Raw genomic sequence first — 25,619 nt, forward strand, 5'->3', positions numbered from 1 at the left:
CAATCAGGCGGACTGCTGCTCGGCCATCCAGCGTTCGAGACCGACCGCGTCGATCGGCATGGCATCCGAGAGCACCTCTGACCCGGTCGGAGTGACCAGGATGTCGTCCTCGATCCGCACACCGATGCCACGCAACTCGGGCGGCACCGTCTCGTCGAACGCGTGGAAGTAGAGGCCGGGCTCGACGGTGAGCACCATCCCCGGCGTCATCGCGCCACCCTGGTACGCCTCGTAACTGGACTGCGCACAATCGTGCACATCGAGCCCAAGGTGATGCCCGATACCGCAGACCAGGTACCGCCGATGCTGCTGACCGGTGGGGCTCAACGCCTCGTCGACCGAGACCGGAAGCAGGCCCCAGTCGTGCAGCCCATTCGCGATGACTTCCATCGCCGCACCGTGGAAGTCCGAGAAATTCCGTCCCGGCCGAACGGCATCCAGACCAGCCAGGTGCGACTTCTCCACGAGGTCGTGCACCTGGCGCTGCGCCGCGCTGAACGTGCCGGACGCCGGGAACGTGCGCGTGACATCCGCCGTGTAGAAAGCCCGCGTCTCAACCCCCATGTCGAGCAACAGCACCTCGCTCTCCAGCACTGGGCCATCGCACCGCACCCAGTGCAGAGTCGGCGCGTGTGCACCGCTGCCCACGATCGTCGAGTAGCCGGGACCGTTGCCGAACGTGCGCGCGTGCCGGTCGAATGTGCCCTGCAGCCAGCGCTCACCGCCGCCCGAGATGGCCGCCGGGATCTCCCGCAGCACACTGGCAAAACCGCCCACCGTCGCGTCGACCGCACGCCGCAGTTCGTCGATCTCCCACTCGTCTTTCACCATGCGCAGTTCGGCAAGCGTTCTGACGAGTTCCGTTGAGAAACGGATGCCCCGCACGGCTTCGTGACCTGACCCGCCCTGTCCGGCGAGCACAGGCTCGCTCACGGTCCGGAGGTCACCGGCGAGGTCCGTGAGTGGCTTCACCGGCACCTCGAGTGCGGTCGACCACTCTGTCATTCCCGGTGCAGACCCGACCCACAACTCACCGTGTGCCGCGTCGGCGAAGAACCCGCGGTCGCCAGGGTATGCGGGAGCGGGCAGGTAGACCGTCGTGTCATGACCGCCGGTCGTCGGGTGGAGCACCACAACGGCATCCTCCGCGTCGCATCCGGTCAGCCAGAAGAAATTGCTGTCTGGGCGGAACCCGTAGAAGCTGTCGTTCGCGCGCACCGGGGCACGGCCTGCCAGGACGATGATCGTCTGATTCGGCCAGGCAGCGCTCAACCGCTCCCGGTGCGCCGCCGCGGCGGCCGCCGCCCCCGGCTCGACCGGTGCCGTGCGATCTGGAATTGCCCACCCAGTGCCCATGTATTCGACAAACCCGGCCACCTCGGTCAGGCGCGGCAGGCGCGGGTCTGGCGCGGCCGGAGCCGGCATCGAGGAGGCGGATGCCGCCTGGTGCTGCTGGGTGTCTGTCACTGTGCTGCTCCATTCTCTTGCGAGCCGCGTCGCGGGCCGCCGTTCTGTGCCACGAGTTCGACCAGCCTGGCGAAGACCCGATCGGATCCGATCCCGTCGTGCTCGTATTCGTTGGTCACCCAGGCCTGGGTGTTGCCGACGTGCCGTGCGGTGTCCAGCTGCAGGTGCGCGTCGACGTACATGTCGTCGTAGTAGACCGCCGCGGCGACCGGCACCTCATTGGAAGCCAGCTTGTCGAGGTCGTAGAGAGCACTCCACTCCGTCTCCCTGGCGAGCTGCTCTACCGCTCCGCGGAACGGCCTGAGGGCTCGGATCTCCTCGAACATCCAGGGGTACATCATTTCGCCGGTGAACAGCAGCGGCCTCGCAGTTTCAGCGAACTGCGGCCGAAGGATTCGTTCACGTTCCGCTGCCCAGTTCGTTGCACCCGTCTCATTAGAGCTGTAGATGCTCTCCTGCATCACGGCGAAAAGGGGGTTGTCCGCGTACGAGCTGCGCGCGAGCACCTGGCCCAGGAACGCGTCACTGAGTTCGTCTGGACCTGTGGCGAATGCCTCGTCGACCAGCCAGTGCATCCGCTCGAAGCCCGGTTTCATGCCGAAGTCGATGCCGAGGCTCTGCAATCGGCGAACGGTGAGGATGTCGCCGTCTGGCAGGAGCACATCGCCATCAGCCAGCCGATCGGCGATGCGTCCGACCTGTGCCTCGTCGTGCGGGTACCTGGCATAGAACTCGCGATTCTTCGCTTCCGTTCTCGGATAGGTGCGGCGATACACCTCGCTCGCGTCAGGCCAGACGCTGGCGAGTCCCCCGGTGACATAGCAAGCGGCCAGGCCCTCAGGTGCACGGGAAAGGTAGCTGAGGGTCAGAAAGCCGCCGTAACTCTGGCCGAGTGTCGACCACGGTCTGTCGCCGAAGACAGTGCGTCGCAGATGTTCGGCGTCTGCGACGATCGAGTCAGCCCTGAAGTGCTTCAGGTACTCGGCGGCCGTAGCATCGTCTCCGATGGAGGCGATCAGCCGTCCGTCGATGCGTGAGCTCCGGCCGGTGCCGCGCTGGTCGAGCAACACGACCCGGTGCGTCTTCAGGGCCTGCCCGAGCCATCCGTTCGCCTCCGTCGGCCGCGGTCCCTTCCCTCCTGGCCCACCCTGGAGGTAGACCAGGCAGGGAAGCTCATCGCCCTTCTTAATCGGGTCGACGATCTCGCGGGCGAAGACGGTGATGCTCTTTGTCGAAACGTCGTCGAACCAGTCGAGCGGAACATCCACCTCGTGATCGATGATGTACATTCCTGGCACCGTGTAGCGTGCGGTGATCATGCCTGTCCTCCGTCGTCTGTCGTGGCGCGTGCGCGTGGCGTGACGTCCTGGTCTGGGTGCGTGCCCTCGGCCATTCTCGCGGCCCGCGCCCGTTCCCACTCTGGGTTGATCCTCGGCACAGCGGCCAGCAGGGTCTTGGTGTACTCATGTTGCGGATTGGTGAAGATCTCGTCGCGGTCGCCCTGCTCGACCAGCTTCCCCTGGCTCATCACGGCCACGCGGTCTGCGATCTGCCGAACCACCGCGAGGTCGTGGGCAATGAAGATGTAGCTGAGACCGAGATCGGCTTGAAGGTCCCTGAGCAAGTTGATCACGATCGCCTGCACAGAAACATCCAGTGCAGAAACGGCTTCATCGCAGACAACGAGCTTCGGTTTGACGGCAAGGGCGCGCGCGATCCCGATCCGTTGCGCCTGGCCGCCGGAGAACTGGCCCGGGTAACGCTGGGAGTGGTCTGGATTCAGGCCGACGCGCTCGAGAAGTTCGCGCACGAGCGCCGCCCTTCCACGCGGAACCTTGATGCCCTGGTAGTCCAGCGGCGCAGAGATGATGCGCTCGACGGTGTGCCGGGGATTCAACGACGAGAACGGATCCTGGAACACGACCTGCACGTTGCTCCGGAATCTGGCCAGTTCCTTCGCGCCGGCGATGGTGACATCCTCTCCCTCGAACCGAAGGGTTCCGCTGGTCATGTCAAGCAGTTTCGATGCGAGGCGTGCCGTCGTGGATTTTCCGCATCCAGACTCCCCAACGATGGCCAGGGTCCGGCCGGCCTGAACATCGAAACTCACGTCGTCGACGGCACGGAAGCGATTCTTGCTCGCGCTGAAGGCGCCGTCGCCCCTGGTGATGAATTCCTTGGTCAGGTTGTGGCCGGAAAGAATGGTGTCGCTCATCGCGCCGTCCCCCTCAGTTCCTCGAACGGATCGTCGATCCTCGGCAAAGCGTCCAGAAGCGACCTGGTGTATGCGGCCTGCGGGTTGCTGAAGATCTGTTCGGCCGTGCCCCGCTCGACGACGTCACCGTCCTTCATTACCAGGATGTCTTCAGCGACCTGGCTCACGACGGCCAGGTCGTGTGTGATGAAGATCATCCCGGAGCCGGTCTCCTGCTGGAGCTCGGCGAGGAGGTCGAGGATCTGGGCCTGCACCGTCACATCGAGCGCGGTCGTCGGCTCATCGGCGATGAGGAGTTCTGGCTCGAGGCACAGCGCCATCGCGATCATGATGCGCTGCCGCATTCCACCGGAGAACTGGTGCGGGTAGTGGTCGATCCGCCTGGCGGCATCCTTGATCCGCACCCGTTCGAGAGCGTCAAGCACAACCGCACGGGCCGCCCGCCGTGAGCCGCCACGGTGCGACCGATACGCCTCTTCGATCTGCAGGCCGACCGTGTAGTACGGGTTCAACGACGACAACGGGTCCTGGAAGACCATCGCCACCTTCTCTCCCCTGATGGTTCGAAACTCGCGATCGGTCTTTCCGACCAGTTCCTGGCCGTTCAAACGGATGCTGCCGCTCACCCTGGCGGTCGAGGGGAGCAGTCCCATGATGGCGAGCGAGGTCATCGACTTCCCGGAACCTGACTCGCCGACGACACCGAGCGTTCTGTTGGCGTCGAGTACGGCAGAGAGGTCCCTGACGACGTCAACCGGGCCGCTTCCGGTCGGAAAAGTGATCGTCAGATGTTCGATTTCAAGCAGTGGTGTGGTGTTCATCGCGATGTGACCCTCACTCTCGGATCGAGAACCGTGTACAGGATGTCAACGATCACGTTCCCGAAGACGACGAAGAGCGCAGCAAGCAGGGTGACTCCCATGATGACCGGCTGGTCGTTCTTGGCGATCGAGTCCGCTGCAAGCTTTCCGACTCCGTTCAGCCCGAAGACGGTCTCGGTGATCAGAGCACCTCCGAGGAGACCGGCGAAGTCCATCCCGAACAGCGTCACGACAGGGGTGAGCGCCGGCCGGAGCGCGTGCCTCCTGAGGATCAACGGAGCGGCCAGTCCTTTCGCCCGGGCGGTCCGCATGAAGTTCTCGCCGAGGGTGTCGATCACATTCGTGCGCACCAGCCTGGCGTACATGGATGCATAGGCGAACGCGAGCACCAGCCACGGCATGAGGTAGGACTGGAACCACAACAGCGGATTCTCGCCGAACTCCACCGCGGTCGGGAAGGGCAGGATCTGCAGTTGCACCACAAGCACGTACTGCAGGATCAGGGCGACGAAGTAGTTCGGCAGGCTTATGCCGCCGAGCGCGACCATCATCGCGCCGCGATCCCACCAGGTTCCCTGCTTCACAGCGGAGAGCAGACCGCCGCCGATTCCGGCGAGCAACCACAGCACAGCGGCACCGATGGCGAGCGTCGCGCTCACTGGGAACCGGCTGGTGATCATGTTCGTGACCGACTCGTTGGTCTGGAAGCTGAAACCGAGGCAGGGCGCGGCACAGTCGATCGCCGATGGACCATCGCCGTAACTGCGGCCGGCGACGAGACCGCGCAAGAACTCCCAGTACTGCACCCAGAACGGCTGGTCGAGACCGAGCTGACCGCGAATCTGGTCGATCCTCTCCGGCGTGCAGGTCTTGCCGCAGATCAGCACAGCCGGGTCAGGCGAGAGCAGGAAGAAGATGGCGTAGGTGAACAGGCTGATGAGGAGCAGGATGCCGAGGGCCGACAGGATCCGGCGCAACAGGTAGAGGACCATCAGGCGGCATCTCCCGCGTCGAGTGCCTTCTGGAGGTGATCGCCGAAGACGGTGAACGAAAGCACGGTGAGGAAGAGGAAGGTTCCCGGAATCAGGAAGAACATCGGATCGACCGTGTACCAGCCGACCGCACTCGCGATCATCTGACCCCAGGACGGTGTCGGCGGCATGACACCGACACCGAGGAAGGAGAGTCCGGCTTCTGTGCCGATGTAGCCGGGCACGGCGAGTGTGGCCAGGACGATAATGGTCCCCCGGAGGTTCGGGAGAACCTCTCGGGAGACGATCCGCCAGTTGCCTGCGCCGCTGGCTCGTGCGGCTTCGACGAACTCGCGGTTCTTCAGCGACATCGTCTGTCCGCGGATGACCCTGGCGACGTATGGCCAGCCGAAGATGCTGAGCACGATGACCAGCAACGCCGGCCTGTTCCCTGCCGGCAGTGCCGAAAGCAGGGCGATCATGAAGATCAGTGCTGGAAACGCCATCAGGAAGTCCATGACGCGGGAGATCACCTGGTCGGCCCAGCCGCCGTAGAAACCGGCGACCATTCCGAGCACGACGCCGACGACGGTGGTCACCAGGGTGGCTGAGACGGCGATGAGCAGGGAGACCTGGGCGCCCTGCGCAATCCGCGCGAAGATGTCCCGGCCGTTCTGCGGCTCGACCCCGAACCAGTGCTCTGCACTGATTCCGCCGAGCGGCCCGATCGGGATGCCGCCGAGATCGGCGTTGATTGCTTCTGGGTCGTATGTGTACGGCCCCCAGCCCGTGATGCTCGCCAGCACCGGCGCAAGTGCCGCCAGCAGCACGACGGCCACGATGTACGCGACACTGAGGACAACCGCCGGGGAGCGGCGGAGGGTGGAGATGACGCGTCGGGCCGGGGTGGGAGCGCCGCCGCCAGGCGACGCTCCCACCGTGTCGACCTCGATGGCCAGCTGACTGGGAGCCGTCGACATCAGGTATTACTCCGGAACGCTCGCGAGGCCGACTGAGACGTAGTCGATGCCGCCGGAGAATCCAGCGTGCGAATACGCCCCGGCGATGTTGGAACCGACGACCATGACGGTCTTCTCGAACAGGAGCGGAACCGCGGGAGCGAGTTCCAGGATCTGCTCGTCGAGTGCGCCCCATGCCTTGTTCGCTTCGTCGACATCCGTCATCGCATTGATCTCAGTGATGCGCGAGTTGACACCCGGATCGTTCAGCTGGGCGATGTTCGAGTTGCCCTTCTCGTAGATCTGGCTTCCCTCGAAGAGCGGCGGAAGGAACGTGGCACCGGTCGCCCAGTCTGGGCACCAGCCGGTGATGGCAGCATCGTTCTGCTGCGTCGTGGTGCCGATGACCTCGTAGTAAGTGGAAGTGTCGATCAAGTTGAAGTTCACGGTGATCCCGGCCTTGGCCAGCGACTGCTGAACGGCCTCCGCCTGCGCCTGCATCTTCGGCTGGTTACGGATGTCCATGGTGAATTCGATCCCGTCCGGGTACCCGGCTTCCGTGAGGAGCGACTTGGCCTTCTCTGGGTCGCCCTTGTCGTCGTCGCTCTGGTACAGGTTGAACTCCGTCTGTCCGGCCACTGTCGGCGGCAACATGGTGTTCGCGACGTCGGCCAGAAGCGTTCCGCCTGTTCCGGACTGCACAGAAACCTTGTCGACGGCGTAGCTGATCGCCTGCCGAACGAGCGGGTCGCTCATGACCTCTTTTGTCGTGTTCAGGCCGAGGTATGTGGTGCACCCCTGGATGCCGGAGATCGTGCGTTCCTTGATCTCATCGGTCTGGATGCGGGGGATGGACGCTGCCTGCACCGAGCCGGCGATCGCGTCCTTGTCGTCGCCCTGGCCGGCGATCATGCGCTCATCGACAGTTGAGCTGTCGAGCCCGAAGGTCCACACGAAGGAGTCCGGGTATGCCTTGCGCACCTCGTCGGTCTTGGGGTCCCAGTGCTCGTTCCGCACCAGCACCAGTTCAGAACCGCGCTGGTAGCTCTCGACCCGGTACGGGCCGGAGGCGATCGGCTGCTGGTCGACGCTGGTGGCGGTGACGTCGCCGTCCGCCGGGAATGGGACGAACACGTTCTGGCCGACGGCGCTGGCGAAGTCCGCGAACGGCTTGCTCAGGGAGAAGACGATGGTCTTGTCGTCTGGCGTCTGGATGGCCGGCATGTCACCGGAGATGTATGGCCCCTGGTAGTCGTCGGCGCCGGCCAGGAGAATGCGCGCATAGGGAGAACCGATGGCCAACGCAGGGTCGAACGCGCGCTCGACGCCGAACTTCACGTCGGCGCTCGTGATCGGTGAGCCGTCTTCGAAGAAGATGTCGTCCTTGAGAGTGAACGTCCACTCTGTGGCATCCGCATTCGGCGTGCCGAGGTCGGTCGCGAGGTCAGGCACCATCTCCGTGCCCTCGGCTCCCTCGCCGGTGGACTGGGTAGTGAGCGTGCGATAAATCAGCCGGTACATGTTGTTGACCCCGCCGTCGAAGCCCATGGTGGGGTCGAGGTGGGAGAAGTCGGCGTTCTGGAGCACGTGGAGTGTGCCACCTTTTACGGGTTCACCGCTGACGCCGTTCCCGTTCTGGGCTGTGGACCCACCGGCGGTGCATCCGGTCAGGGCAAGGGCTGCAGTGAGGGCTATGCCCAGCACCGCGTAGCGCTTCTTCATGGATTCTTCTCTCTCGTTGTGGGGCGAACGCCCCGGTGGGTGAAGCGGGGAAGGGCTGTGAAGCGGGGACAGGCTATGGACGTCGCAGCCAGACGCGCATCGCGAGGGCCTCGCGGTTTCCCCACAGGTAGTAGGGCACAAGGGTGACCGTCGTCGTCGGTTCCCCCGGCTTCGGCGCGGAGACGCTCTCGGCGAGTTCGGGATAGAGCGCGCGCCCGGGTGTGTCAACCGCAGCGGGCACACTGATGATCACGGTTTCCGGAGCATCTCCGCTCAGTTGCGCGCTGGAGAGCTCTGCCGCCTTCACCCACGCAGGATCGACGACCAGGTCATCGAGGTCGTACTCGTTGTCCTGCTGCTCTGCGCTGTAGACGACAGGGCCGCGGGCGATACTCAGCGTTCCGCGAGTGGCGTCCAGGTGCGGATGCGACCCGTGCGCCCGAACCGGCATCGGAAGCGTGAGCACGATCAGGTCACCGGCGGAGAATGAGCGTGTCAGTCGCAGCCATCCGTTTTCCGATGCATCCGCGGCCGGCGTGCCGTTGACGGTGACGGATGCGCCGTGGCACCAGGCAGGGACGCGCAGCGCGATCGTGCGCTCGTCGCCGGGGGAGGCTTCGACGTGAATCGTGATCTCGCCGTCCAGCGGGTAGCTGGTGCGGATGCCCAGTTCGAGCCCGTCGTGTGTGACCGATGCGTCGCCGTACTGGGCGAGGTAGAGTGCGTCGGCATCGGACGCCGCGAAGTAGTCCTGCAGTTCGGCATTCCAGCGGATGATGTTCGGCGGGCAGCAGGGGCACACGAACCAGGCGCGACGCAGGAGCTCGCCATCGGGTTCGGCACCGGTGCGCTGCTGGTGGTCTGGGCGGCGCTGCAATGGGTTGTCGTAGAAGAAGGCACAACCGTCTGCCGACAGGCCGGCGGCGTAGGCATTGAACAGGACGATCTCAAAGACATCAAGATAGTGCGCGTCGCCGGTAGCGATGAACAGTCGCCAGGCCCACTGCATGGTGCCGATCGCAGCGCACGTCTCGCTGTATGAGCGCTCAGACGGAAGCTCGTAGCGGTCGCCGATCGCTTCGTCGGAGTGACGGCTGCCGAGGCCTCCGGTCACGTAGAGCTTGGTCTCCACCATGTCGTCCCACAGCCGGATGACCGATGCGAGCAGTTCGGCATCGCCCGCTTCAATGGCGACATCGGTTGCGCCCGCGGCGAGATAGACCATCCGAACGGCATGACCGGTGACCGAGTCGAGCTCGCGGAGAGGCGCGTTGTCCTGGAAGTACTCGGCGGGGAAGACGCTCAGTGCGACGGTTCCATGGCCCCGCCGGTCGATGAAAAGTTTCGCGAGTTGCAGGTAGCGTGCCTCGCTGGTGGTGCGATAGAGCTCAACGAGGGCCATCTCCACCTCGGGGTGCCCTGGCACTTCTTCTTCGCCGCCGGGTCCGAATTTCGCCACGGCGAGGTCCGCGAAACGCACAGCCACATCGAGCAGCCGGTTGTCGCCGAGCTGCCTGGACGCGGCAACGGCGGCCTGGATGAGGTGACCGAGGTTGTACAGCTCATGTCCCCATGACAGGTCTTCCCATGGCTGCTTCACGATACCAGGGTGCTGGAAGTAGGAATTCAGATAGCCGTCGTCGGCCTGCGCGGCTTCGATGAGCGCAACAGACTCCTCAAAGAACTCCCGTGAGGCCTCATCCGCGCTGGGGCGAGCGAGTTCATAGGCGAGCCCTTCCAGCGTCTTGAACACATCGGTGTCGAGAAACGGGTAACGGCCGCGGAACGCCGCATCACCGGACTCGGCGATGGTGCGCAAGTTATCGAGGTTGCCGGACTCTCTCAGCTGCCGAATGGTGTGGGGAACGGTTGCGGCACGGTTGCGCTGCTGCCACCCGGCCAAAACTCCATCGGCGATGATCACATCGGATGAGGGCAGCGGTCGCACCCGACCGGAACCCGTGGTGACGGCGGGCAGAGTCGTTGCTACGACGCCGCTGATATTGACTTCACTGTCGTTCATCCGAACCAATCCCCTTGTACGGTGTGACACATCACACTATCTTGTGACCGTTCACAAATGTAATGGGTGACATATTACATTCGCATTACGAGATGTGCACACTCAGGGATTCGGCGTAATTTCGCGGTCAGAATCGGCGCGCGTTCTCGTTGCCGGCGGGTCAGATCAGCCCTCTGACGGGGAACCGGACCACCAGCCGACGACGTGCTCGAGGTGGCGAATTGTCAGCGCCTCAAGGGCCTCGCCGTCTCCAGCCTCGATGAGATCGAGCATCTCCAGATGCTCCCTGGCGGATTCGGGCAACTCGTGGCTCTTCGTCATTCTCGCCAGGTTCACCATGCGGGTCTGCGAGCGCAGCTCGCGCACCATCTCGACCAGGCGATCGTTGCCGTACAGCGCGAGAAGGCCGAGATGGAAGTCGCGATCGCGTTCGATGAAACCGGTGAGGTTCGCCTCATCGGCGTGCACCACGATCTCTCTGGCCAGTGCACGCCACTGGGGAATGGTCTCGAGCGGGAACCTCCCGGCCAGCGAGCGCATGGCGGGAGCTTCGAGGAGCTGGCGCAATTCGATGATGTCTTTGAGGTCCTGCTCGCTGACCTCGGTCACGCGAAAGCCCTTGTTTCGCACCGACGCGACAAAGCCTCGCTGTTCCAGGTCGAGCATGGCTTCACGCACCGGCGTGGCAGACACCGCGAACTGGGCGGCGAGCGTCGGCACAGAGACAAGGGTGCCCGGCGCGAGCTCTCCGGAGACGATGGCGGCCGACAACGACTCGCCAATCCGATCGCGCAGGCTCGCGACCTGCTCCACTTTTTGAATCGCCGACACTGCCATGGACCCACCTCCGGTCAGTTCACTACTATTCGCGAGAACCGCGGGCTCTTACTAGCATCATGATATGTGCCATATTACGAATCGTGTGGAAACAATGGATTACCACACGGCCGGTGAGCCATTTCGCATCGTAGCGGAAGGCCTGCCGCGCATAGAGGGTCGCACCGTAGCAGAGCGTCGTATCACGGCGCGGGATTCTCCTTCCATCGACGCCTACCGGCAGCTGCTCTGCCGCGAACCACGCGGCCACGCAGACATGTACGGTGGCTTCATCGTGCCGCCCGACGACGCCGGCGCCGACTTCGGCGTGCTCTTCTGGCACAACGACGGCTACTCGACCGCCTGCGGACACGGCACAATTGCGCTCGGCGTCTGGGCGGTGCAGACCGGGCGCGTCATCGCGGATGCTGACGGCCTGACTCCGGTCACCATCGACGTGCCATCTGGCAGGGTCGTCGCCCACGTGCGCCAGTCGGCCGGCCAGATCACCGGAGTCGTCTTCGAGAACGTGCCGTCCTATCCGGTGGCCCGCGGCGTCGACGTCAACACCTCGGTCGGAAAACTCACCGTAGACCTCGCCTTCGGTGGCGCCCTTTATGCCAGCGTCCCGGCATCCGCTCTCGGCCTATCGGTGGCGACGGAACACTCCGAGCGCCTGCGCGCGGTCGGTCGTGAGATCAAGTGGGCCCTGAACGACAGTGAGCTGGCGCGGCATCCGGATGACGACAGACTCAGCGGCGTGTACGGCACCATCATCTTCGATGACCTGGGTGACACCGACGCCGGTCCGCACCAGCGCAACGTCACCGTGTTCGCCGACGGACGCATCGATCGTTCGCCGTGCGGCTCCGGCACTGCGGCGAGGGTCGCACTGCTCGCCGATTCCGGACGACTCGGAGCCGGGCAGGTACTCACCCACGACTCGATCGTGGGCACCAGGTTTCTCGGTCGCGCGCGTCCGGCGCCGGGGAGCGACATGCCTGGCGCTGTCATCCCCGAGGTCGAGGGCATGGCCTACCAGACCGGAACGCACTCATTCACCCTCGACCCGGGCGACTCGCTCGAGACAGGATTCGTTCTCTCATGACCGAAGCCCTCCCCTGGATCTCCGCCGACGACGTCTTCGCTCGCGTCGGGTTCGGCGACGCAATCCGTGCGCTCCAGCGCGATCTGACCGCCGGCCTCGACCCGTCCGCTGACTTCAGCCGCAGCATCCTGGACGTCGACAGCGGGCAATTGCTTCTCATGCCGTCACGGTCCTCTGAGTTCGTGGGCGTCAAGGTCGCCACCGTGGCCCCTGGCAATCCCGCTGTCGGCAAGGAGCGCATCCAGGGCGTGTACCTGCTGATGGATGCGGCGACGCTGAGCCCGGTCGCCCTCCTTGACGGCACTGCGCTAACCACCCTGCGCACTCCGGCGGTCTCTGCCGCGGTGGCGGACCGTCTTGCACCGAACGAGGTCGACCAACTCGTCGTGTTCGGTTCTGGGCCGCAGGCCTGGGGCCACATCGAGGCGATGCGGGCCATCCGTTCTCTTGGCCGCGTATCGGTCGTCGGTCGGGACAAGGGTCGCGCTGCTGCGCTGGCCGCGCGTGTTCAGGAGAGCGGTCTTGAAGCTCGGGTGGGGTCGGCGGAAGACGTCCGCACTGCCCAGATCATCGTCTGCGCGACCACGGCGCGGGAGCCCCTTTTCGATGGTTCGCTGGTCCCAGACGATTCCTGCTCGATCGCTGTCGGGTCACATGAACCGGATGCGCGTGAGCTCCCGTCTGCACTCATGGCAAGGGCGCAGATCGTCGTTGAAGACACGGCGGTCGCCATGCGCGAGGGTGGCGACGTGCTCATCCCGATCGGAGAAGGGCTGCTCGACGCTGCATCGCTCGTGCCGATGCGGGGCATCATCACCGGGACGGTGGCGGTCGACCACTCTCGCCCACGGGTATTCACCAGTTCCGGGATGTCGTGGGAAGACCTCGTTGTCGCCGGCGAGGTTTATCGCAACGGCCAAAGCGGCGCGACACCGTGATTTCACCGGCCATCGCCGTAAGCACCGTCGATTACCACACCGGTGGTCAGCCCATCCGGATCGTCGTCGACGGGGCACCGGTCATCCCCGGTGCGACGGCCGCGGAACGACGTCACCACGCACTGAACACGCCCCAGATCGATGCCTTCCGGACGTTCCTGTGCTGGGAACCCCGCGGCCACGCCGACATGTACGGCTGCTACCTCTTCCCGGCAGACACTGAAGGCTTCCCGGCAGACACTGAAAGTGCCGACTTCAGCGCGGTCTTCTTCCACGCAGACGGCTATCCGCCGTCGTGCGGCCACGGCACCATGGCGCTCGGCGTCTTCGCCGTCGAATCCGGGATGGTCGATGCCCCGGACGACGGGGTGACGACGGTCACGATCGACGTACCCGCCGGGCGAGCGATCGCCAGAGTGCGGAAGGCGGGTGGCGTCGTGACGGGCGTCTGGTTGGACAAGGGAGCGTCATACCCGGTTGCACTCGCCGTACCGGTCCGCCTGGAGACGGATTCCTTCGTCGTCGACCTGGCGTTCAGCGGTGCCCTCTTCGCCTGCGTACCGGCGGATGCCTTCGGGTTGAGCGTCGAACCGAAGCACGCTGCGAGCCTGGCCGAACTCGGCCAGGAGATTCGAACTGTCCTGAATGAAGGCGCCACGGAGCGACACCCGCACGACGAGCGGCTAGACGGTGTCTTCGGTGTCGTCTTCTACGACGATCTGGGCGACACCGAGAATGGACCACACCAACGCATCGTCAACGTCTTCAACAACGGCTGGATCGACCGCTCCCCGTGCGGATCTGCGACCGGGGCGAGGCTCGCGCTCCTTGCCCAGTCCGGGCGACTGGCCGCTGGGTCGCAGCTGATGCAGGAGTCGATTGTCGGCACCCGATTCACGGCACGTGCACTCCCGCTCCCACTGGATCCCCACCCGCATGCCATCGGCGCTGAGATCGAAGGCCTGGCCCACCGAACGGGCGAGCATGTCTTCCCTCTCGACCCGCGTGATCCATTGGCCTCAGGCTTCCTGCTGCGCTGAGCGTGCGCGAATCGGTCAGGTCACGAACAGCACGATGGCCGCTGTCAGTGCGACGACGACCAGAATCACGCGAAGCACCGGCGCGGGGAGCCGCCGCCCGATTCGGGCACCGATCATTCCACCGACGGCGGAACCGACGCCGACCAGAAGGGCAATCATCCAGTCGACCGCGCCGCTGGAGATGAAGATCACCGCCGACACGATGTTTGCCACCCCGGCGAGGACATTCTTGGCGCCGTTGGCGCGGTTCAGATCCGTCGACCACAGGATTCCGAGCAGGGCGAGGAGAACAACTCCCTGTGCTGCACCGAAATAGCCGCCGTAGACGCCGGTCGCCAGGACGCCGAGCACCAAGCCGAAGGTCACCGGTCTGGTATCCGCCGAGGCCTCGGTTGAATGACGGCGAACAAAACGCGCCACCCGCGGCTGGATGGCGGAGAGCAGCGCGGCGAGCAGGAGAAGGTACGGCACAACGGTAGAGAAGCTCGACTCTGGTAATGCCAGCAGAAGGATCCCACCTACGATGCCGCCGACGGCCGAGAAAGCGGCCATGGTGATGACCGCACGCCATTGACCGGCCAGTTCTCTGCGATACCCGATCGCGCCGGTGACGGAAGCAGGCACCAGGCCGACGGTGTTCGAGACGTTGGCCGTAACGGGCGGGATGCCAAGGGCGAGCAGCGTCGGAAACGTGATGAGCGTACCTGCCCCCGCAACGACATTGATGATGCCCGCTATCACTCCGGCTACAAGAATGATGAGGCCATCGATGAGGCTCATGTATTTCTCCCGCTCCGTAGACGTCTCGTTCGTCTACCGTATACAGTATGTAGCACAGCACCAATGCTCGTTTGTGTGAACCCTTGTTCAATGGAGAAGAAATGTCATCACGATCATTGAAGATCATCGGAGTCGCCGCTGCCGCCCTGCTTCTGGCCTCCTGCTCCACCCCGTCATCATCGTCATCCCCCGGCGCGGCAGAGAGCACCGACGGCGGAGTCGCCGTCGTCGCCCTTTCTGACGAACCGGACACCCTCGACCCGACAATCGCCAACACCTTCGTCGCCCGGGTTGTCTTCACGTCAATGTGCGAGAAGCTCTATGACGCAAATGAGAATCTCGAAATCATCCCGCAACTCGCCGCCGAGTTGCCCATCACTTCGGCTGACGGCCTTTCCGTCGACATCCCCCTGCGCGAGGGCATCCTGTTCAACGACGGCACGCCCTTCAACGCCGAGGCAGTGAAGACCACACTGGATCGCAACATCACACTGGATACCTCTTCGCGGAAGAAGGAACTCGCGGCGGTTGAGAGCATTTCGGTCGTTGATGAGAACACCGTCCGCCTCACGCTCAGCCAGCCGTTCAGCCCCCTCGGCGCGCAACTCGCCGACAGGGCAGGCGCGATCATGTCGCCGACGGCTCTGGCAGCCCTCGGAGACGACTTCGGAACGGACCCAGTGTGTGTCGGACCGTTCGACTTCACCGACCGCGTCGCCGGCAGTGAAATCAACCTCGCCAAGTCCGACTACTACTACGACAAGGACAAAGTCAAGCTCGATGGCGTCACGTACACCTTCATCACCGACCCGAACGTTCGCTCTGCAAACCTGCGATCCGGCGAGGTGAACGCGGCTGAGCGGTTGAACGCCAGCGACGTGGAGACCCTCGAAACCGACCAGAAGGTCGAGGTCCTGAAGGCCGACACCATCGCGTACCAGAGCCTGTCCATCAATGTGGATCCCGCCCTCTCCGCGAGCCCGCTGGCCTCCAATCCCGACCTGCGACGTGCTCTTGAACTGAGCATCAACCGGGATGCCCTGAACGATGTGGTCTTCAACGGGCAGGTCACGCCGGACTGCGCTCCCCTGCCGCTCCAGATGGCGTACCGGCCAGAAGACATCACCTGCTCGAAGTTCGATCCCGATGAAGCGACGAAAATACTCGAAGAGTCCGGTGAGACGCTTCCGGTGCCGGTCGAGCTCCTGATCCCGGCCCGCCCGACCGACCAGAAGTCGGCAGAGGTCATCCAGCAGATGGCGAATGACGTCGGCTTCGATGTCACCATCAAGCCCGTTGAATTCGTCTCAGCACTCGACGCTGCCAGGGCCGGCCAGTTCGAGATGTTCCTCATCGGCTGGTCTGGGCGCATCGACCCTGACGGTGACCTGAACGACCTGGTCACCACTGGTGGAGCCAACAACTTCAACCAGCTTGCGGACCCGGAACTCGACGGCCTGATCGCAGCGGCCGCCGCTGTCACCGACACTGATGAGCGCCAGAAGCTGTATGGCGAGGCGTTGGACAGGCTCGACGAGCTCAAGGCGAACATCTACCTCTACCACGACAGCTGGTTCCTCGGACTCTCCGGCATCACCGGAGTCGAGTACTCGAGCGACGCGATCCCGCGCTTCAAGACGGCTTCGCTGACCGAGTAGTCGCGGCTCGCATCTGAGTCCGTCCTCCCTGCCGTCCCCCTGTCGCCGTCCCCTATCGATGGAGAACTCTGTGAAAACACGATCGAAAGTTGCACTGGCAACAACGGCTATCGTCGCCTTGCTGCTCACCGCATGCTCGACACCGGGCGGTGCCGGCCAGGGCGCCGAACCGGAGACGACGGCCGGCGGAGTCGCCGTCGTGTCGCTCGCCGGCGAGCCAGGCACACTCGATCCGTCAACGGCCAACACCTTCACGGCCAGGATCATTTTCACCTCGGTATGCGAGAAGCTGTACGACGCCGACGACAACCTCGAGCTGGTCCCCCAGCTCGCGGCCGAACTCCCCGAGGTGTCTGAAGACGGCCTCACTGTCGACATCGCGCTGCGTGAAGGCGTCACGTTCAACGACGGCACGCCGTTCGACGCCACCGCGGTGAAGATCAGTCTCGACCGCCACCGCACCCTGCCGACCTCGGCGAGAAAGCTGGAGCTCGCGGCCATCTCCGACGTCGCGGTTGTCGACGATTCAACGGTGCGACTCACACTGAGCCGTCCGTTCAGCCCACTCGGTGCCCAACTTGCCGACCGTGCCGGCGCGATCATGTCTCCAACCGCGCTCGAGGAGCTCGGTGACGACTTCGGTTCCAGCCCTGTCTGTGTCGGCCCGTTCGCATTCGAAGACCAGGTATCCGGCAGCGAGATGAACTTCGTCAAGTCCGATTTCTACTACGACAAAGACAAGGTCAAGCTCGACGGGGTCACCTACCAGTTCGTGACCGATGCCAACATCAGGGTCGCGAACCTGCGCTCAGGGGACATCAACGTGGCGGAGCGAGTCAATGCCAGCGACCTTCCCCAGTTGAAGACGGAGGCCGGCATCGAGATCCTTGAGTCCGCGACGATCGCCTACCAATCTGTGTCCATCAATGTCGACCCGGCCACATCGAGCAATCCGCTCGCCACCTCGGTCGACCTGCGCAGGGCGTTCGAGTTGAGCCTGGACCGCGAGGCAGTGAATGATGTCGTCTTCAACGGCACCAACGTCGTAGACTGCATCCCCCTCCCCGGGCAGTCCGCCTTCCGTCCAGACGACGTGACGTGTTCAGAATTCGATCCGGAAGCCGCGAGGAAGATCCTGGAGGACTCAGGCGAAACCTTGCCACTGGCGGTCGAGTTGATGTACCCGTCGTCGCCCACCGCGCAGAAGACGGTCGAGGTCATCCAGCAGATGGCGAATGACGTCGGCTTCGATGTCACATTGAAGCCTGTCGAGTTCATATCGGCGCTCGAAGCCGGTCGTGCCGGTGACTTCGAGATGTTCCTGATCGGCTGGTCAGGGCGCATCGACCCTGATGGCGACGTGAACGATCTCGTCACGTCTGGGGGATCGAATAACTTCAGCCGGGTCAGCGATCCGCAGCTCGACTCGCTGGTCGCGGAGGCGGCATCCGTCACTGACACGGATGCCCGAAAGGACCTGTATGAACAGGTACTGACCCGAATCGATGAGCTCAAGCCGAACATCTACCTCTATCACGACAGCTGGTTCCTCGGACTCTCCGGCATCACCGGAGTCGAGTACTCGAGCGACGCGATCCCGCGTTTCAAGACGGCTTCGCTCACCGAGTAGCACCGAAACTTCAACGGACGGCTTCACGTGACCCGATTCATACTCCAACGGGTGATCACCTCGGTCATCACCCTGTTCCTCGCCAGCATCGTGGTGTTCATCGGTGCGCGCATGCTGCCGGGTGACCCTGCACAGGTTCTCGCCGGCGAATCGGCCGACCCGGCACTGCTCGAGGCGATCCGCGAGCAGTTCGGACTCAACCAGCCGATCTGGGTGCAGTACTTCACCTACATCGGCCAGGCACTGACCGGCAATCTCGGAGTCTCTACGCGCGACAACATCCCCGTCGCCGAGATCCTGCTCCAGCGCCTGCCGATCACGCTGGAACTCGCCGGCCTGGCCATCCTGATCGGGCTGGTGATCGGCATCACCGCCGGCGTTGTCTCCGCGGTCAAACGCGGCACCTTCGTCGACTATGTCGCCACCGGGTTCGGACTGGTCGGCCTCAGCGTGCCGAGCTTCTGGCTCGGGCTGCTGGCCATCCTGCTGTTCGCCATCACCTGGCAGGTGCTTCCCGCATCCGGCTTCGTCGGCTTCGCAGAGGATCCGATCGGCAACCTCAGGGGAATGATTCTCCCCGCCACCGTTCTGGGGATCGGGTTATCTGCTGTGCTCATGCGGCAGACCAGGGCCGCACTGCTCGGTCAGCTCTCGGCCGACTACGTTCGCACGGCACGCTCCAAGGGAGTGACCCGTGGCCGCGAGGTCAGCCACGCACTTCGCAACAGTCTCACCACCGTGGTCACTGTGCTCGGCCTGCAACTCGGCGCACTGATCGGCGGCGCCATCGTCACCGAGCAGATCTTTGTCATCCCCGGCTTCGGAAAGCTCATCATCGATGCGGTCGCAGCGCGAAACTATCCGATCCTCCAGGGTGCGGTGCTTGTCGCCGTCACCGGGTATGTGCTCGTCAACCTGCTCGTCGATGTCGCATACGCCTATTTGAATCCACGGATGCGACTGTCAGGAGGTTCGGAATGACCAGCGTCCCCAAGACCACGAATCTGTCCACGTTCGGCGCGACGGGCTCGCGGAAGTCGCAGGCACAATGGCGCCGAGTCATGCGGCGCTTCCTCAAACGACCCTTGGCCGTCATCGGCCTCGTCCTCGTCGTCGCGTTCATCCTGGTGGCCGTGTTCGGTCCGCTTCTCCTCCCCGACCCGAACAAGCAGGACTTCGCAACGCTCCTGCAGCCGCCGTCGCTCGCCCACCTGCTCGGAACAGACGATCTCGGCAGGGACGTGCTCTCCCGGATCGCCAGCGGTGCGAGGGTCTCCCTGCTGGCCGGTGTCCTGTCCACCACGATCGCCATGGTGATCGGGATCACCCTCGGCCTGATCACCGGGTTCTACCGCGGCTGGTTCGATGTGGTGTTCATGCGGATCATCGACGTCATGCTGGCGTTCCCGTTCCTGATCTTCGCCGTCGGGCTCGCGGCCATCCTCGGCGCATCCCTGACCAACGTGATCATCGCCCTTGGCGTCTCCCAGATTCCCGAGGTGGTCAGGATCGCCCGTGGAGAAGCCATGGCGATCCGGGAGCAAGAGTTCGTCAGCGGTGCCGTCGCAGACGGTGCGCGGGACTTCACGATCATGGCGCGCTATATCGCCCCCAATGCCGCGAGCGCCTTCATCGTGCAGGCGACGGTAGCCATTCCAGGCGCGATCATCGGCGAGGCGACGCTCAGCTTCCTCGGTCTCGGCGTGCAGCCACCGATGGCGTCCTGGGGCATCATGCTCACGAGCGCCCAGCAGTTCCTCGCCCAAGCGCCGTACCTCGCCCTGTTCCCTGGCATCGCGATCGCGCTGACCACGCTCGGGTTCAACCTGCTCGGCGACGGCCTTCGGGACGCGCTCGACCCGAAGGAGAAGCGATGAGAGTACTCGACGTCTCCCACCTCCGGGTGGAGTTCGGCACGGAGGACGGCCGTATCTTTGCCGTCAAGGACGTGTCGTTCACGCTCGGCCGGGGCGAGATCCTGGCCCTGGTCGGCGAGTCAGGATGCGGGAAGTCGACGGTGGCGATGTCAATCCCCCGGCTGCTCGGTGACTCCAATGTGACCATCGGCGGCTCCGTGCGCTTGAACGGCGCCGACCTGTCGTCCCTGAATGAGAAGGAGATGCAGGCAGTCCGCGGCAAAGACATCTCTGTCGTCTTCCAGGAGCCGATGACCTCCCTGAATCCCGCATACACGATCGGAAACCAGATCGCGGAGGTCATCCGGCAGCACCAGAAGCTGTCCAGGCAGGCCGCGAAGGCGAGAGCGATCGAGCTCCTGGAACTCGTGGGAATTCCGGATGCCGCGCGCAGGCTCGGCGCCTTTCCCCACGAACTCTCCGGAGGCATGCGGCAGCGGGTCATGATCGCCATCGCCGTCGCCTGTGATCCCCAGGTTCTGATCGCCGACGAACCGACGACCGCGCTCGACGTCACCATCCAGGCCGGCATCCTCGATATCTTCCGTCGCCTGCGCGACACCCTCGGGACATCGATCATCCTGATCACCCACGACCTGGGCGTCGTCGCCGATATCGCCGACCGGGTGGCGATCATGTACGCCGGGCGCATCGTCGAGCTTTGCAGCGCGCAAGACGTCTTCTCCCTTCCGTCACACCCGTATACCCGCGGTCTCCTCGGCGCCCTTCCCGCCCGCGCAGTCATGCAAGGCGGCCGCCGTCGCCTGACCGACATTCCCGGATTTGTCCCACCACCCACAACGGATCCGGATGAGTGCCAGTTCGCCCCGCGTTGTCCGCGCGCCACCGCGGAGTGCATAATCCGGCGCCCGGCCCTCGAGCTGGTGGCCGCCGAGCATGAGGTGGCGTGTTATCACCCAGGACCAGGAGACACGCCATGACAGAGCAACCCGTCCTTGAAGTCACCGGACTGGTCAAGCACTATCAGACCGGATCGCGCCTCGGCGGAGCGCGCAGCGTGGTTCGCGCGGTCGACGGGGTCGACCTCACGATCGGTCGCGGCGAAATCCTCGGCCTCGTCGGCGAGTCCGGCAGTGGCAAGTCGACAGTCGGCAAGTGCGTCTCCCGGCTGACGACGCCGACCAGCGGCACGGTGAAACTTCTCGGTCGCGATATCTCCACGCTCACCCGCGGCCAGATGCGCCCATTCCGCAATGACGTCCACGTAGTCTTCCAGGACCCATTCTCCTCCCTGAACCCGAGAATGACGGTCGGCCAGATCGTCATGGAACCGCTGCGCCAGCACGGTCACGGCAATCGCAGAGAACGCATCGGCACGGCCGCAGAGATGCTCGAACGCACGGGGCTCAGCCACGACATCCGTTCTCGCTATCCACACGAACTCTCCGGGGGCCAGCGGCAGCGCGTCGCCCTCGCCAGGGCGCTGGTGCTCGGGCCGTCGCTTGTCGTGGCCGATGAACCGGTGTCTGCCCTCGATGTCTCCGTGCAGGCGTCCATTCTCAACGTCATCCTCGACCTGCAGGCCGACATGGGCTTCTCCTGCCTGTTCATCACCCACGACCTCTCGGTCGTCGAGTTCATCAGCGACCGCATTGCGGTGATGTATCTCGGCAAGATCATGGAGACGACGACGCGCGGCGAACTGTTCCGCGATCCGCAGCATCCGTATACCCAATCGCTTCTTTCGGCAGCGCCCGTCGCCGATCCGGCCGGTGTCAGGAATCGCGATCGCATCATCCTCAGCGGTGACCTGCCGAGTCCGTCCGAACCCGTGACGGGGTGCCCGTTCCACAGTCGCTGCCCGATCGCGATAGAGAAATGCGTGACGGATGTCCCGCCGCTGGCCGGCATCACCGCACCAGACCATCTCACCGCCTGTCATCTTGTGACCGCCGAATCCGGCGCGCCAGACATCTCCGCGCCTATCAACTCAATGGGAGGAACCCCCAGTGTTCACAACGCGTCCTGAATTAGTCGGCAATGTCGGAATGGTGACGTCGAGCCACTGGCTGGCATCGGCGACGGGCATGAGCATCCTGGAGCAGGGCGGTAACGCGGCCGACGCCGCCGTCGCCACCGGCTTTGTGCTGCAGATCGTCGAGCCGCACCTGAACGGCCCTGGCGGAGACCTGCCGATCCTGGTCTGGTCGGAGAAGGATCAGCGAGTAGACGCGATCTGTGGCCAGGGTGTCGCTCCGCAGGCCGCGTCCGTCTCGCGTCTGACCGAACTGGGCCTCGACCTGATGCCGGGCACCGGCCTGCTGCCCACCGTCGTTCCCGGTTCGTTCGGGGCGTGGATGCTGCTTCTCGAGCAGTACGGCACGATGACGCCTGGTCAGGTGCTGGCGCCGGCCATCCACTACGCTGCGACGGGGCATCCGTTGCAGCAGCGGGTCTCTGCCGCACTTGGAACCGTTGAGACTCTCTTCAAGGAGGAATGGCCGACGTCGGCGGCGACCTGGCTGCCTGACGGTTCGGTTCCCGCGGAGGGAAGCCACTTCACCAACCCGGTGCTCGCTGAGACCTATCGGCGGATCGTCGCCGAATCGGAGAGTGCGGGCGGCAGCCGTGAGCACAAGGTGCAGGCCGCGCGCGATGCCTGGTACCGCGGTTTTGTCGCGGAGGCGATCGGCGAGTACTGCCAGACGGCGGAAGTCATGGACACCTCTGGGGAACGTCACGGTGGTTTGATGACCGCTGACGACCTCGCAGCCTGGGACGCCACCGTCGAGGAACCGGTCACGTTCGACTACCACGGCTACACGGTGTGCAAGACGGGGCCCTGGGGTCAGGGACCGGTGTTCCTCCAACAGCTCGCCCTGCTGGAGGGGTTCGATCTGGCTGAGATGGGCGTCGGCTCGGCGGACTGGGTGCACACGATCGTGGAATCGAGCAAACTTGCCTTCGCCGACAGGGAAGCCTGGTACGGGGATCCGCTGTTCAGCGATGTGCCGCTGGATGGCCTGCTGAGCCGGGAGTACAACGACGCGCGCCGGTCTCTCATCGGTGCCACCGCATCCCTCGACCTGAACCCAGGCAGTCCTACGGGACGCGCGCCACGGCTTCCGCGTTACCCGGCTTCGACGAATGCGATGCAGTATGCGGCGGGCATCGGTGAGCCGACGGTGGCGCCGACCGGTGAGACGCGCGGCGACACGTGCCACCTCGATGTCGTGGACAGCAACGGGATGATGATCTCCGCGACGCCGAGCGGTGGCTGGTTACAGTCGTCGCCGACCATCCCCGGGCTCGGATTCTGCCTGAGCACCCGCGGCCAGATGTTCTGGGTGGAGGAAGGCCTGCCGAACTCGCTTCGGCCAGGGGCCAGGCCGAGGACGACTCTCACGCCGTCGTTCGCACTGCGGGATGGACAGCCGTGGCTGGCATTCGGCACGCCGGGTGGCGACGCCCAGGACCAGTGGACCCTGCAGTTCTTCCTCAACCTCGTGCACAGCGGGATGAATCTCCAGGAAGCGCTCGATGCGCCTGGGTTCCACTCGACACACATGCCGAGTTCGTTCTACCCGCGGGATGCGCATCCCGGTCAGGTGCTGATGGAAGGCCGATTCGCGTCTGGCACCCTCGCCGAACTCGAGCGACGTGGGCACGGTGTCGTCGTGGGCGGAGACTGGACGGAAGGCTATACGACTGCGGTCGCACGCGACCAGGGGTGGCTGAAGGCAGCGGCGAGTCCGCGCGGGAAGGGATACGCGGTCGGACGATAGGGCGGGCGATAACATCGGTGGTGAGTGCGCCATGCGCCTCATCCTTCCCGTCCTTCCGACCCTGACTGAGGTGGGCTAACACATGGTTACTGCGGAAGACACGATTGGCGGCGCAGGTGCGTCGGCGTTCGGATTGCTCGCGGCAGCTCAGCCGCTGCGCGAGCGGGTGTACGACGCCCTTGAGGAGATCATCGTCGACGGGATCTTCCCGCCGGGGTTCCACCTGCGCGAAGACGACCTGGCCAAACGGCTGGGTGTGAGCCGTAACCCGGTGCGGGAAGCGCTGCAGCGGCTGGTTCACGACGGCCTGGTCGACCACCGGCCAGGTAAGGGTGTCTTCGTTCACGAGCCCAGCCTGCGCGAGGTGGAAGAGGTGTTCCACGTCAGGGTGTTGCTGGAGAGTGAGAGCGCCAGGCTTGCGGCCGGACGCATCTCGGCGGAAGATCTCGACCAGCTCGAGGAGTTGCTGCGCCTGGGTGCTGCCGCCGTCGAGGCGAAAGACGCGACGCTGCTTCTTGAGCTCAACGAACGCTTCCACAACACGGTGCTTGCCGCATCAGACAATTCCGTCATGGCGAAGATGATGGTCAGCCTGCAGCGGCGCATCCGCTGGTATTTCTCACGGGTGGTCGTCACGCGCTCAGTGGGCTCGTGGGGCCAGCACACCGAGATTCTGGAGGCTCTGCGCGCCGGCGACGGCGAAGCGGCCGCCCGGCACATGGCCGACCACGTTCGACAGACCGGCCAGACCATCCGCGACAGCCTCAGCGCCGCTGCCGGCGTTTGACGGTGGCCCCCGCGTCACCCTCTCGACGCCGGAATCGCCGTTCGCTCCGAGAATCGCCGCTACAGCGGCGTCAGTCGGCGCAAACGGCGATTTGGGGGCGAGAACTAGCGCGTCGCTCACCGCTTGGCCGGGTCGGCCCCGAGTTGAACCGAAAGCTCCGCGGCCACCCGGGCGGCAAGGGCGCCAGCCTCATCGAGATGACCACCGAGCCGCGGTTTGGGTGCGCTGACATTGATGGCGGCGACGATGCTCCGTCGGAAGTCGAAAACGGGCGCTGAAACACCGACGACTCCCTTCTCGAACTCCTCGTCGACGGTCGCGTATCCCTTCGTGCGGATTCGGAGTATCTCCCTTTTGAGGCTTTCGAAGTCAGTAACCCGAGAGACTCCCTGTGCGGGAGGAGTGGATGCGACGCCGCCGATATCGGCGACCACGGGCGCGAACCGGCTCGTGACCGCCGTGTCTCGGCCATGCACCTCATACCATCCGCGAAGCTCGTCCTCCGCCCAATCGCTGATCAACACCCGTCCGGATGAGGTATGCCACGCCGCGGTGCTCACCCCTTCCCAGCCGACGCCACGGTAGGCATACTCACTCGTCTCGGTCGCGAGTGTCAACACGTTGCCGCCGCGCAACACGCAGAGATTGGTCGTCTCGTGGGTCGCGGTCACCACACGCCTGAGGTAAGGCGCGGCCGCTCGAACCAGTCGAGACTCCAGTGTGCGGGCGGCGAGCGCGTACAGCTGATATCCCAGCTGGTAGTTCTGGGTCACCGGGTCGCGTGAAACCAGCCCGGCTTCCGCGAGCGTTGCCAGGGTGCGCGACACGACGCCTTTATCGCGTCCGGCCAGTTCCGCGACCCGAACCACCCCGAGCCCTCCGGCCGATTCGGACTCCAGGGACCCGAGAACCTCCAGTAGCTCCAGGTCTCGCCGCAACCCGGCCGAATTGCGCCTCGGCCGAGGCGGGGTGCCTGTCTCTGCGATCGGTTCCATTGGTTCACCATAACCATAGTATTGCCA

General features: G+C 64.5%; 22 protein-coding genes. 11 read left to right on the forward strand and 11 right to left on the reverse strand.

What is annotated here, in order from left to right; all coding sequences use genetic code 11:
• Positions 1 to 3: 3 nt before the first annotated feature.
• The 9 genes from K323_RS0106970 to K323_RS0107010 form a co-directional block, all read right to left on the reverse strand.
• Positions 4 to 1,467, reverse strand: a complete 1,464-nt coding sequence (locus K323_RS0106970; protein ID WP_022884570.1) for an aminopeptidase P N-terminal domain-containing protein — start codon at positions 1,465 to 1,467, stop codon at positions 4 to 6.
• Entirely contained in the window at positions 1,464 to 2,786 is a 1,323-nt protein-coding gene (locus tag K323_RS0106975; RefSeq protein ID WP_022884571.1) for an alpha/beta fold hydrolase, read from the reverse strand. The genes K323_RS0106970 and K323_RS0106975 overlap by 4 nt, the downstream gene beginning before the upstream one ends.
• On the reverse strand, positions 2,783 to 3,682 hold the full coding sequence (locus K323_RS24720) for an ABC transporter ATP-binding protein (protein WP_022884572.1): 900 nt from the start codon (positions 3,680 to 3,682) through the stop codon (positions 2,783 to 2,785). Before K323_RS24720 ends, K323_RS0106975 begins: the two co-directional genes overlap by 4 nt.
• Entirely contained in the window at positions 3,679 to 4,503 is an 825-nt protein-coding gene (locus K323_RS24725; RefSeq protein ID WP_022884573.1) for an ABC transporter ATP-binding protein, read from the reverse strand. Before K323_RS24725 ends, K323_RS24720 begins: the two co-directional genes overlap by 4 nt.
• A complete protein-coding gene (locus K323_RS0106990) occupies positions 4,500 to 5,495 on the reverse strand; it encodes an ABC transporter permease (RefSeq protein WP_022884574.1) in 996 nt (331 codons plus the stop codon). The genes K323_RS24725 and K323_RS0106990 overlap by 4 nt, the downstream gene beginning before the upstream one ends.
• On the reverse strand, positions 5,495 to 6,454 hold the full coding sequence (locus tag K323_RS0106995; protein WP_022884575.1) for an ABC transporter permease: 960 nt from the start codon (positions 6,452 to 6,454) through the stop codon (positions 5,495 to 5,497). The genes K323_RS0106990 and K323_RS0106995 overlap by 1 nt, the downstream gene beginning before the upstream one ends.
• 6 nt (positions 6,455 to 6,460) lie before the next feature.
• Positions 6,461 to 8,155, reverse strand: a complete 1,695-nt coding sequence (locus K323_RS24730) for an ABC transporter substrate-binding protein (protein ID WP_022884576.1) — start codon at positions 8,153 to 8,155, stop codon at positions 6,461 to 6,463.
• Positions 8,156 to 8,228: 73 nt separating this feature from the next.
• A complete protein-coding gene (locus tag K323_RS0107005) occupies positions 8,229 to 10,178 on the reverse strand; it encodes a glycoside hydrolase family 127 protein (protein ID WP_022884577.1) in 1,950 nt (649 codons plus the stop codon).
• 165 nt (positions 10,179 to 10,343) lie between these two features.
• Positions 10,344 to 11,015: a GntR family transcriptional regulator gene (locus K323_RS0107010; RefSeq protein WP_022884578.1), complete on the reverse strand. Its 672-nt coding sequence runs from the start codon at positions 11,013 to 11,015 to the stop codon at positions 10,344 to 10,346.
• Between the two features lie 94 nt (positions 11,016 to 11,109).
• Here K323_RS0107010 and K323_RS0107015 point away from each other — a divergent pair, with 94 nt between their 5' ends.
• From K323_RS0107015 to K323_RS0107025, 3 genes are read left to right on the forward strand one after another with little or no spacing between them, the layout of a single operon-like run.
• Positions 11,110 to 12,102, forward strand: a complete 993-nt coding sequence (locus K323_RS0107015; RefSeq protein ID WP_245570937.1) for a proline racemase family protein — start codon at positions 11,110 to 11,112, stop codon at positions 12,100 to 12,102.
• Positions 12,099 to 13,040 (forward strand): ornithine cyclodeaminase family protein, encoded by a 942-nt coding sequence (locus K323_RS24735; RefSeq protein ID WP_022884580.1) that lies wholly within the window; start codon positions 12,099 to 12,101, stop codon positions 13,038 to 13,040. Before K323_RS0107015 ends, K323_RS24735 begins: the two co-directional genes overlap by 4 nt.
• The gene (locus K323_RS0107025) at positions 13,037 to 14,080 is read left to right on the forward strand and encodes a proline racemase family protein (RefSeq protein ID WP_022884581.1); all 1,044 of its coding nucleotides are present in this window, start codon (positions 13,037 to 13,039) and stop codon (positions 14,078 to 14,080) included. The genes K323_RS24735 and K323_RS0107025 overlap by 4 nt, the downstream gene beginning before the upstream one ends.
• Before the next feature lie 15 nt (positions 14,081 to 14,095).
• On the opposite strand, the gene K323_RS0107030 is transcribed toward K323_RS0107025, so the two are convergent.
• Positions 14,096 to 14,860: a sulfite exporter TauE/SafE family protein gene (locus K323_RS0107030; RefSeq protein WP_022884582.1), complete on the reverse strand. Its 765-nt coding sequence runs from the start codon at positions 14,858 to 14,860 to the stop codon at positions 14,096 to 14,098.
• A gap of 101 nt (positions 14,861 to 14,961) precedes the next feature.
• Here K323_RS0107030 and K323_RS24740 point away from each other — a divergent pair, with 101 nt between their 5' ends.
• The 8 genes from K323_RS24740 to K323_RS0107070 all read left to right on the forward strand — a co-directional run bounded on the left by K323_RS24740 (position 14,962) and on the right by K323_RS0107070 (position 24,597).
• Entirely contained in the window at positions 14,962 to 16,518 is a 1,557-nt protein-coding gene (locus K323_RS24740) for an ABC transporter substrate-binding protein (RefSeq protein ID WP_022884583.1), read from the forward strand.
• A gap of 70 nt (positions 16,519 to 16,588) precedes the next feature.
• A complete protein-coding gene (locus K323_RS24745; RefSeq protein ID WP_022884584.1) occupies positions 16,589 to 18,148 on the forward strand; it encodes an ABC transporter substrate-binding protein in 1,560 nt (519 codons plus the stop codon).
• A 27-nt stretch (positions 18,149 to 18,175) separates the two neighbouring features.
• Positions 18,176 to 19,129 (forward strand): ABC transporter permease, encoded by a 954-nt coding sequence (locus tag K323_RS0107045; RefSeq protein WP_022884585.1) that lies wholly within the window; start codon positions 18,176 to 18,178, stop codon positions 19,127 to 19,129.
• Complete coding sequence (locus K323_RS0107050) at positions 19,126 to 20,025, forward strand: ABC transporter permease (RefSeq protein WP_022884586.1); 900 nt, start codon at positions 19,126 to 19,128, stop codon at positions 20,023 to 20,025. Before K323_RS0107045 ends, K323_RS0107050 begins: the two co-directional genes overlap by 4 nt.
• The gene (locus K323_RS0107055; protein WP_022884587.1) at positions 20,022 to 21,005 is read left to right on the forward strand and encodes an ABC transporter ATP-binding protein; all 984 of its coding nucleotides are present in this window, start codon (positions 20,022 to 20,024) and stop codon (positions 21,003 to 21,005) included. The genes K323_RS0107050 and K323_RS0107055 overlap by 4 nt, the downstream gene beginning before the upstream one ends.
• Entirely contained in the window at positions 21,002 to 22,054 is a 1,053-nt protein-coding gene (locus tag K323_RS24750; RefSeq protein WP_022884588.1) for an ABC transporter ATP-binding protein, read from the forward strand. The genes K323_RS0107055 and K323_RS24750 overlap by 4 nt, the downstream gene beginning before the upstream one ends.
• Positions 22,035 to 23,810, forward strand: a complete 1,776-nt coding sequence (locus K323_RS0107065) for a gamma-glutamyltransferase (RefSeq protein ID WP_022884589.1) — start codon at positions 22,035 to 22,037, stop codon at positions 23,808 to 23,810. Before K323_RS24750 ends, K323_RS0107065 begins: the two co-directional genes overlap by 20 nt.
• Positions 23,811 to 23,892: 82 nt before the next feature.
• Complete coding sequence (locus K323_RS0107070; RefSeq protein WP_022884590.1) at positions 23,893 to 24,597, forward strand: GntR family transcriptional regulator; 705 nt, start codon at positions 23,893 to 23,895, stop codon at positions 24,595 to 24,597.
• 116 nt (positions 24,598 to 24,713) lie between these two features.
• Here the strand turns inward: K323_RS0107070 and K323_RS0107075 are convergent, their stop codons facing one another.
• Positions 24,714 to 25,592: an IclR family transcriptional regulator gene (locus K323_RS0107075; protein ID WP_022884591.1), complete on the reverse strand. Its 879-nt coding sequence runs from the start codon at positions 25,590 to 25,592 to the stop codon at positions 24,714 to 24,716.
• Positions 25,593 to 25,619: the final 27 nt, after the last annotated feature.

The sequence above is a fragment of the Glaciibacter superstes DSM 21135 genome, from assembly GCF_000421145.1.
In the GTDB taxonomy this organism is placed as follows: domain Bacteria; phylum Actinomycetota; class Actinomycetes; order Actinomycetales; family Microbacteriaceae; genus Cryobacterium; species Cryobacterium superstes.

Bases quoted from the DNA above. Each gene is read 5' to 3' on its own strand.
- K323_RS0106975 (WP_022884571.1), bottom strand. From the start codon at position 2,786: ATGATCACCGCACGCTACACGGTGCCAGGAATGTACATCATCGATCAC.
- K323_RS24720 (WP_022884572.1), bottom strand. From the start codon at position 3,682: ATGAGCGACACCATTCTTTCCGGCCACAACCTGACCAAGGAATTCATC.
- K323_RS24725 (WP_022884573.1), bottom strand. From the start codon at position 4,503: ATGAACACCACACCACTGCTTGAAATCGAACATCTGACGATCACTTTT.
- K323_RS0106990 (WP_022884574.1), bottom strand. From the start codon at position 5,495: ATGGTCCTCTACCTGTTGCGCCGGATCCTGTCGGCCCTCGGCATCCTG.
- K323_RS0106995 (WP_022884575.1), bottom strand. From the start codon at position 6,454: ATGTCGACGGCTCCCAGTCAGCTGGCCATCGAGGTCGACACGGTGGGA.
- K323_RS24730 (WP_022884576.1), bottom strand. From the start codon at position 8,155: ATGAAGAAGCGCTACGCGGTGCTGGGCATAGCCCTCACTGCAGCCCTT.
- K323_RS0107005 (WP_022884577.1), bottom strand. From the start codon at position 10,178: ATGAACGACAGTGAAGTCAATATCAGCGGCGTCGTAGCAACGACTCTG.
- K323_RS0107010 (WP_022884578.1), bottom strand. From the start codon at position 11,015: ATGGCAGTGTCGGCGATTCAAAAAGTGGAGCAGGTCGCGAGCCTGCGC.
- K323_RS0107015 (WP_245570937.1), top strand. From the start codon at position 11,110: ATGGATTACCACACGGCCGGTGAGCCATTTCGCATCGTAGCGGAAGGC.
- K323_RS24735 (WP_022884580.1), top strand. From the start codon at position 12,099: ATGACCGAAGCCCTCCCCTGGATCTCCGCCGACGACGTCTTCGCTCGC.
- K323_RS0107030 (WP_022884582.1), bottom strand. From the start codon at position 14,860: ATGAGCCTCATCGATGGCCTCATCATTCTTGTAGCCGGAGTGATAGCG.
- K323_RS24740 (WP_022884583.1), top strand. From the start codon at position 14,962: ATGTCATCACGATCATTGAAGATCATCGGAGTCGCCGCTGCCGCCCTG.
- K323_RS0107050 (WP_022884586.1), top strand. From the start codon at position 19,126: ATGACCAGCGTCCCCAAGACCACGAATCTGTCCACGTTCGGCGCGACG.
- K323_RS0107055 (WP_022884587.1), top strand. From the start codon at position 20,022: ATGAGAGTACTCGACGTCTCCCACCTCCGGGTGGAGTTCGGCACGGAG.
- K323_RS24750 (WP_022884588.1), top strand. From the start codon at position 21,002: ATGACAGAGCAACCCGTCCTTGAAGTCACCGGACTGGTCAAGCACTAT.
- K323_RS0107070 (WP_022884590.1), top strand. From the start codon at position 23,893: ATGGTTACTGCGGAAGACACGATTGGCGGCGCAGGTGCGTCGGCGTTC.
- K323_RS0107075 (WP_022884591.1), bottom strand. From the start codon at position 25,592: ATGGAACCGATCGCAGAGACAGGCACCCCGCCTCGGCCGAGGCGCAAT.